Genomic DNA, 7,280 nt, shown 5'->3' with positions numbered 1-7,280 from the left:
GCCAACCACGGACCTGGACGGGCCCCCCCGATCCCGGCGCTCCTTGGGAGATTCCAAGCTTCCCTACCTGGGGGGCCGGGGGTGTTGTAACCCGTGGCCCACCCGATCCCGGCGCTCCTTGGGAGATTCCAAGCTTCCCTACCTGGGGGGCCGGGGGTGTTGTAACCCGTGGCGGTGACGCTACCCAGTGAGCGGGGCAATGGTGGTGCCTGGAGGGACCTATTTGGCCAGGGCTGGCCAAATGAGAGCGCCCAGGGACGGCTTGAGCGATCCCGGAAGGCACCACCATTGCACCGCGTCTCCGATTCGGAGCACCGGAAACCTGAAGAACCCAGGTCTCTGGAATCCTGCCGGGTGGCTAAAGCCACCCTTTCGCTTGCAAGGCAAGCTCCCACAGCCCGCTCCCACAAACCCGGCTTCGTCAGGAAGCCGGTTCCAGGTGCCAGGTGGTGAGGGGCTGGTCGCGCCAGGGGTCGGCGACGGCGACGCCGGGGACGGCGACCAGGTCGTCGCCGGCGTAAACCAGCGGCCACTGGCGGCGGCGCCAGGGCGGCACGCCGGCGGCGCGCCACAGCTCGGCGACGCGCTGGTGGCAGCCGTTGAGGGCCAGGCGCTCGCCGCCCCGGGCGGGCGCCAGGCGCAGCGGCAGGCCGTCCGGCAGCTGAAGTGCCGGTTGCTCGGCGCTGCCATCACCGGGGCCGGCGACCAGCCGCCAGGCGCCCAGGTCCGGCGGCGGCGTGCCCGGCGGCCAGTCCAGGGCCACCGTCAGCGGCGTCAGCTCGGCGTCGGCCAGCAGATGCAGATGGTCCTGGAAGCGGCGCAGCTGCCAGCCGCCCCAGGCGACGCGCGCCGAACGGTCGGCGGCCGCCGACGGCAGCGCCAGGATCTCAGCCAGTATCGCCGCCGACGGGGTGGCGGCGCCGGCGGCGGCCAGCCACCAGCGCAGCAGGTTGCGCAGCCGGGGCGGATCGAGCCGCTGCCAGGCGGCCAGCGGCAGCCGGCGCGCGGACACGGCCAGGCGGCGGGCGTCCTCTTCGGCGCGTTCGGCGAGCAAGGCGGCGGCGTCGGCCTGGTGCCCGGCGGCGCGGGCCAGGGCCGCGTCGGCGCCGGGCCAGCGCAGGCGCAGGCGCGGCAGAATCTCGGCGCGCAGGTAATTGCGGTCGAGGTGCAGCGCCCGGTTGCTGGGGTCCTCGATCCACGACCAGCCGCCCTGCTCCGCCAGCCCGCGCAACGTCTCGCGGGAGACGCCGAGCAGCGGCCGCCACAGGCGGGTGCTGCCGCGCCGGCTGTGCTCGCTGATCGCCGCCAGGCCGGTGGCGCCGGCGCCGCGCAGCAGGCGCAGCAGCAGGGTCTCCGCCTGGTCGTCACGGTGGTGGGCGGTGATCAGGGTGGCGTCGCCGGCCAGCCGGCAGAGCGCCTGGTAACGGGCCGCGCGGGCGTTGGCTTCCAGGCCCGCGCGGCCGGCCACGTTGACGCTCTCACGGAAGAACGGCAGCGCCAGCGCGCTGACCACCGCTTCGCAGTGCGCCGCCCAGCGCTCGCTGTCCGGGTGCAGACCGTGATCGACATGCACCACCGACAGCCGCGGGCCGAGCCCGGCCTGGACCAGCAGATGCAGCAACACGGTGGAATCCAGGCCGCCGCTGAACGCCAGCCACAGGGGGCCGGCGGGCGCCCGGCGGGCGAGGCTCCGCACGGTGGTGGCAAGATCGGCGGAGACATCGGGGTCAACGGGTGGCATGGCGCGGGCCGCCGGCACGGGGCCGGCGGTTTATTCGTCGGCGGGGTCGGTGAGCACGTTGCCGTAGCTCATCAGACGCTGGTAGCGGCGCTCCACCAGGTCCGGCACGGCCAGGCCGCGCAGCTCGTCGAGTTGCTCACTGATGTTACGGCGCACCGCATCGGCGGCCTGATCGTAGTCACGGTGGGCGCCGCCCAGCGGCTCCTTGACCACCTGATCGACGATACCCAGTTCGTGCAGGCGGCCGGCGGTGAGGCCCATGGCGGCGGCGGCCTCCGGCGCTTTGTCGGCGCTGCGCCACAGAATCGACGCGCACCCTTCCGGGGAAATCACCGAGTAGGTGGAGAACTCCAGCATTTGCAGGTGATCGCAAACGCCGATGGCGAGCGCGCCGCCGGAGCCGCCCTCGCCGATCACCGTGGCGATGATCGGCACTTTCAATTGCGACATCACCCGCAGGTTGCGGGCGATGGCCTCGGACTGGCCGCGCTCTTCCGCGTCGATGCCCGGGAACGCGCCCGGGGTATCGATAAAGGTGAGCACCGGCATCTTGAAGCGTTCCGCCATCTCCATGAGACGCAGCGCCTTGCGATAGCCCTCGGGCTTGGGCATGCCGAAATTGCGGCGCACCTTTTCCTTCACCTCGCGGCCCTTCTGGTGGCCGATCACCATCACCGGCTGGTCGTCCAGGCGGGTGACGCCGCCGACGATCGCCGGATCGTCGGAAAACGACCGGTCGCCGTGCAGCTCGTCGAAGCCGCCGAACAGGCGCTGGATGTAATCCAGGGTGTAGGGGCGCTTGGGGTGGCGCGCCAGTTGGGAAATCTGCCAGGGGCTGAGGTTACCGAAAATGTTTTCGGTGAGCGTGATGCTCTTTTCCTGCAGCTTACCGATTTCTTCCGAGATATTGACGTCGCTGCCGCTGCCGACGAGACGCAGTTCCTCGATTTTCGCTTCCAATTCCGCGATGGGTTGTTCAAATTCGAGGAAATTCGGATTCATAGGGCACCCCTTTCTTTGGTGGGGTAAGTGTAGCGCCAAGGCCGGGACAGCGTCGAGCGGCCCGCCCCGCGCTATGGTTGCAAGTTGTTACCGGGCTCAATATTCCAGCGTCACCGAGCTGTCCCCATAACGCCCCCGCAGGTCGTCCATCAGCGACTGATGGGGAATCACCTTCCAGTCGTCGCCCAGGGCCATGGCCGCATCCGCCTCCCGGTGGGCCAGTTGCAGCGTCACCGGGGTGCCGCCGCCGTTGCCGTTGGCGCGGTACGGCGACAGGGTGCGGCCCAGGGTGTCGGGCAAGGCGTCGTCCACCGGCACCCTGACCCGCAGGCGGCGGGCGAACATTTCCCGCGCCTGGCAGATGTCCATCACCTCGTCGGCGACCAGGTTGAAGCCGCCGGTGTAGTCGTCCATGCGCACGCCGCCGCGCACCACCAGCAGGGCGTCCTTCTGGATGCGCTCGCCGTACTGGGCGAAGGTGCGGCCGAACACCGACACCTCCACCCGGCCGGTTTTGTCGTCCAGGGTGATAAAGCCCATGCGCTCGCCGCTGCGTTTGCTGCGGGTGATGCGCAACGCCACCACCAGGCCGGCGACGGTGGCCGCTTCGCCCTTGGCGGTGGGCTGCAGGCTGTTCAGGCGGCTGCTGACGAACTGGCGCACCTCCCCTTCGAACTGGTCGATGGGGTGGCCGGTGAGGAACAGGCCGAGGGTGTCTTTCTCGCCGTTGAGGCGGATGTCGTCGTTCCAGTCACGGCCGGGCTTCCAGGCCACCGCCGTGGCGGGGGCGTGTTCGTCCTCGCCACCGCCGAACAGGTCCATCATGCCCGCTTCCTGGTTGCGGGCGTCCTGCTCGGCGGCGGCGATGGCGTCCGGCAGCGTGGCCATCAGCACGGCGCGGTCGCGGAAATGCCGGTTGGGCCCCAGCTTGTCCAGGGCGCCGGCGCGCACCAGCGCTTCCAGGGAGCGCTTGTTGATCTTCTTCAGATCAATGCGCCGGCAGAAATCGAACAGGTCCTCGAAGGCCCGCTCCTCGCCGTTGTCGCCGCGGGCGCTGACGATCGCCTCAATCGGGCCTTCGCCGAGGCCCTTGATGGCGCCCAGGCCGTAGATGATGTCGCCTTCCGCGTTGACGGTGAAGCGGTAGCCGCAGGAGTTCACGTCCGGCGGCAGCACCCTGAGGCCCATGTTTTTGCTTTCATCGATAAAGGTCACGACTTTATCGGTGTTCTGCATATCGGCGGAGATCACCGCTGCCATGAACTCGGCCGGGTAATGGGCTTTCAGCCAGGCGGTCTGGTAGGCGACCAGCGCGTAGGCGGCGGAGTGGGATTTGTTGAAGCCGTAGCCGGCGAACTTCTCCACCAGGTCGAAGATCTTCATCGCCAGGTCCGGCTCGATGCCTTTTTCCTTGGCGCCGGACTCGAAGATCTCACGCTGTTTGGCCATCTCCTCGGGTTTTTTCTTACCCATGGCCCGGCGCAGCAGGTCCGCGCCGCCGAGCGTGTAGCCGGCCAGCACCTGGGCGATCTGCATTACCTGTTCCTGGTACAGAATCACGCCGTAGGTGGGCGCCAGGATCGGCTTGAGCCATTCGTGCTGGTACTTCACATCCGGGTAGGACACCGGCTCGCGGCCGTGCTTACGGTTGATGAAGTTGTCCACCATGCCGGACTCGAGCGGGCCGGGCCGGTACAGCGCCACCAGCGCGATGATGTCCTCGAACTGGTCGGGCTTGAGCTTCTTGATCAGCTCCTTCATGCCCTGGCTTTCCAGCTGGAACACGGCGGTGGTGTCGCCCTTCTTGAGCAGGTCGAAGCTGGGCTTGTCGTCCAGCGGGATGCGCTCGATGCTCAGCGGGCCCTCGCCTTCCCGTTCGCGGCGCACGTTGGCGGCCTTCACCGCCCAGTCGATGATGGTCAGCGTCTTCAGGCCGAGAAAGTCGAACTTCACCAGCCCGGCGGCTTCCACGTCGTCCTTGTCGTACTGGGTGACCAGGTTGTCGCCGTTTTCGTCGCAGTGCAGCGGCGCGAAGTCGGTGAGCTTGCCGGGGGCGATCACCACGCCGCCGGCGTGCTTGCCCACGTTACGGGTGAGGCCCTCGAGCTTGAACGCCATTTCCATGATTTCGTTGGCGGATTCCTTGTCGGAATTGCCGTCGTCCTCGAGGAATTCGCGCAGCGGCTCTTCCTGCTCCAGCGCCGCTTTCAGGGTCATGCCCGGAGTGCCCGGAATCATCTTGGAGAGCCGGTCCGCCAGGCCGTAGGGCTTGCCCTGCACCCGCGCCACGTCGCGCACCACCGCCTTGGCGGCCATGGTGCCGAAGGTGATGATCTGGCTCACCGCGTCGCGGCCGTATTTGTCGGCCACGTAGTTGATCACCCGGTCGCGCTTCTCCATGCAGAAGTCGACGTCGAAGTCGGGCATGGAAACCCGTTCCGGGTTGAGGAAACGCTCGAACAGCAGGTCGTACTGGATCGGGTCCAGATCGGTGATGTCCATGGCGTAGGCCACCAGCGAGCCGGCGCCGGAACCCCGGCCCGGCCCCACCGGCACCTGGTGCTGTTTGCCCCACTGAATGAAGTCGGCAACGATCAGGAAGTAGCCGGGGAACCCCATCTGGTTGATGATGCCCAGCTCGAACTGCAGCCGCTGATCGTATTCGGCGCGCCGTTCCGCGTAATCCGGCGCGTCCGGGTCGAGAATGCCGGCGAGCCGCTTTTCCAGCCCTTCCTGGGCCACCTTTTCGAAGTATTCCTCCAGGGTCAGCCCTTCGGGAATCGGGAACTCCGGCAGGAAGTTCTCGCCCAGGCGGATGTCCAGCGTGCAGCGCCGGGCGATCTCGACGGTGTTTTCCAGGGCCTCCGGCAGATCCGAAAACAGCTCCGCCATTTCATCTGCGGTTTTCAGATACTGCTGTTCGGAGTACTTCCGGGTGCGGCGCGGGTCATCCAGGGTGTTGCCGTCGTGGATGCACACCCGCGCTTCGTGGGCCTCGAAATCGTCGCGGTCGATAAAGCGCACGTCGTTGGTGGCCACCACCGGGATGCCCAGCTCCGCCGCCAGGGCCACGGTGGCGTGCAGGCACTGCTCGTCGCCGGGCCGCTCGGTGCGTTGCACTTCCAGATAGAAGCGGTCGCCGAACACCTGCTGGTACTCGCGGGCCCGCTCGGTGGCCTCGGCGGTCTTCTCCGACACCAGCAGCCGCCCCACGTCGCCGGCGCGGGCGGCGGACAGCAGAATCAGCCCTTCGTTGAGCTCCAGCAGCCACTCGCGGCGGATCATCGCCCGGCCACGGTGCTGGTTGCTCTGCCAGGCGCGGCTGATCAGCAGGGTCAGGTTGCGGTAACCGGTTTCGTTCTGCACCAGGCAGCACAGGTAGTAAGGGGCGTCTTCCGGGTCGTCCGCCTGCACCCATAGATCGGCGCCCATCAGCGGCTTGACGCCGGCGCCCATGGCGCCGGAGTAGAACTTGATCAGGGCGAACAGGTTGTTTTCGTCGGTCACCGCCACCGCCGGCATACGCTGCTCGACGCAGGCCTTGACCAGTTCCTTGACGCGCACCACCCCGTCGGCCAGGGAGTAGTCGGTGTGCACGCGCAGGTGTACAAAGCGGGGATCAGTCACTTCCAGCTCCTGTCAGCAATGCCGCCACCGGCGCGAAGGAGCGGCGGTGGTACGGCAGCGGACCGTGGGTTTTCAGGGCCGCCAGGTGCACCTTGGTGGGGTACCCCTTATGGCGGTCGAAGCCATATTCGGGGTGACGCTCGTGCAGCGCCACCATTTCCCGGTCGCGGGCCACCTTGGCGAGGATCGAGGCGGCGCCGATGGCCGGCACCCGCCCGTCCCCCTTTACCACGGGCTGCGACGGGCAGGCGAAGCGCGGCCCCCGGTTGCCGTCCACCAGCACCGCGTCGACGCGCAGGGCGAGCGCCTCCACGGCGCGCACCATGGCCAGGTGGGTGGCATGATAAATATTCAGCCGGTCGATTTCCTCGGGCTCGGCGCGGCCCAGGGCCCAGCCCAGCGCCTGCTCGCGGATCGCCTCGGCCAGGGCCTCTCGGCGTGGCGCGCTGAGGGTCTTGGAATCCGCCAGGCCGGGCACCGGCCGGGCCGGGTCCAGCACCACCGCGGCGGTGACCACCGCCCCCACCAGCGGGCCGCGCCCTACTTCGTCGACCCCGGCCAGATGCATGCCCGGAAAACAGTCGAAGCTGGACGGGATGAACGGCTCCGCCAGGGCGTATTCGGCGAACGGATCATGCATGGTCTTGGGTTCCCGTACCCGGGGCCAGCAACGCCGCGATGGCGTCGGCGGCCTTGTCGTTGGCACCGCCCCGCAACTGCTCGTGGACCCGGGTGAAATCCGCCTCCAGGGCGGCCACCCGCTCGGGACTATCAAACCAGACCTGAACCGCCTCGGCCAGGGCGGCGCCGGTGAAGGCGTCCTGCACCAGCTCCGGCACCAGCCGTTGGCGGCACAGCAGGTTGGGCAGCGCCACATGCTCGCTTTTCACCAACCGCGAGACGATCGCGA

Annotated in this window: 4 protein-coding genes and 1 pseudogene; all 5 read right to left on the bottom strand. The window is 68.3% G+C overall.

From position 1 onward, the window contains the following. Positions 1-421: 421 nt before the first annotated feature. The gene (gene tilS / locus ACEQZD_RS08615) at positions 422-1,741 is read right to left on the bottom strand and encodes a tRNA lysidine(34) synthetase TilS (RefSeq protein WP_370184979.1); all 1,320 of its coding nucleotides are present in this window, start codon (positions 1,739-1,741) and stop codon (positions 422-424) included. 30 nt (positions 1,742-1,771) lie between these two features. After that, the gene (locus ACEQZD_RS08610) at positions 1,772-2,743 is read right to left on the bottom strand and encodes an acetyl-CoA carboxylase carboxyltransferase subunit alpha (protein ID WP_142949938.1); all 972 of its coding nucleotides are present in this window, start codon (positions 2,741-2,743) and stop codon (positions 1,772-1,774) included. Between the two features lie 96 nt (positions 2,744-2,839). Further along, on the bottom strand, positions 2,840-6,370 hold the full coding sequence (gene dnaE, locus ACEQZD_RS08605) for a DNA polymerase III subunit alpha (RefSeq protein WP_142949939.1): 3,531 nt from the start codon (positions 6,368-6,370) through the stop codon (positions 2,840-2,842). Further along, complete coding sequence (rnhB, locus tag ACEQZD_RS08600; RefSeq protein WP_335628482.1) at positions 6,363-7,010, bottom strand: ribonuclease HII; 648 nt, start codon at positions 7,008-7,010, stop codon at positions 6,363-6,365. Before rnhB ends, dnaE begins: the two co-directional genes overlap by 8 nt. After that, a pseudogene (locus ACEQZD_RS08595) lies at positions 7,003-7,280 on the bottom strand (lipid-A-disaccharide synthase); the annotation flags it as partial. The gene rnhB and the pseudogene ACEQZD_RS08595, both read right to left, overlap by 8 nt.

Origin of the sequence: Alloalcanivorax sp., from assembly GCF_964221125.1 — a bacterium.
Taxonomy (GTDB): Bacteria; Pseudomonadota; Gammaproteobacteria; order Pseudomonadales; family Alcanivoracaceae; genus Alloalcanivorax; species Alloalcanivorax venustensis.
Note: the sequence above shows the minus strand (reverse complement) of the source record. Positions and strands in the feature narration are given on the sequence as shown.

Bases quoted from the DNA above. Each gene is read 5' to 3' on its own strand.
- tilS (WP_370184979.1), bottom strand. From the start codon at position 1,741: ATGCCACCCGTTGACCCCGATGTCTCCGCCGATCTTGCCACCACCGTG.
- ACEQZD_RS08610 (WP_142949938.1), bottom strand. From the start codon at position 2,743: ATGAATCCGAATTTCCTCGAATTTGAACAACCCATCGCGGAATTGGAA.
- rnhB (WP_335628482.1), bottom strand. From the start codon at position 7,010: ATGCATGATCCGTTCGCCGAATACGCCCTGGCGGAGCCGTTCATCCCG.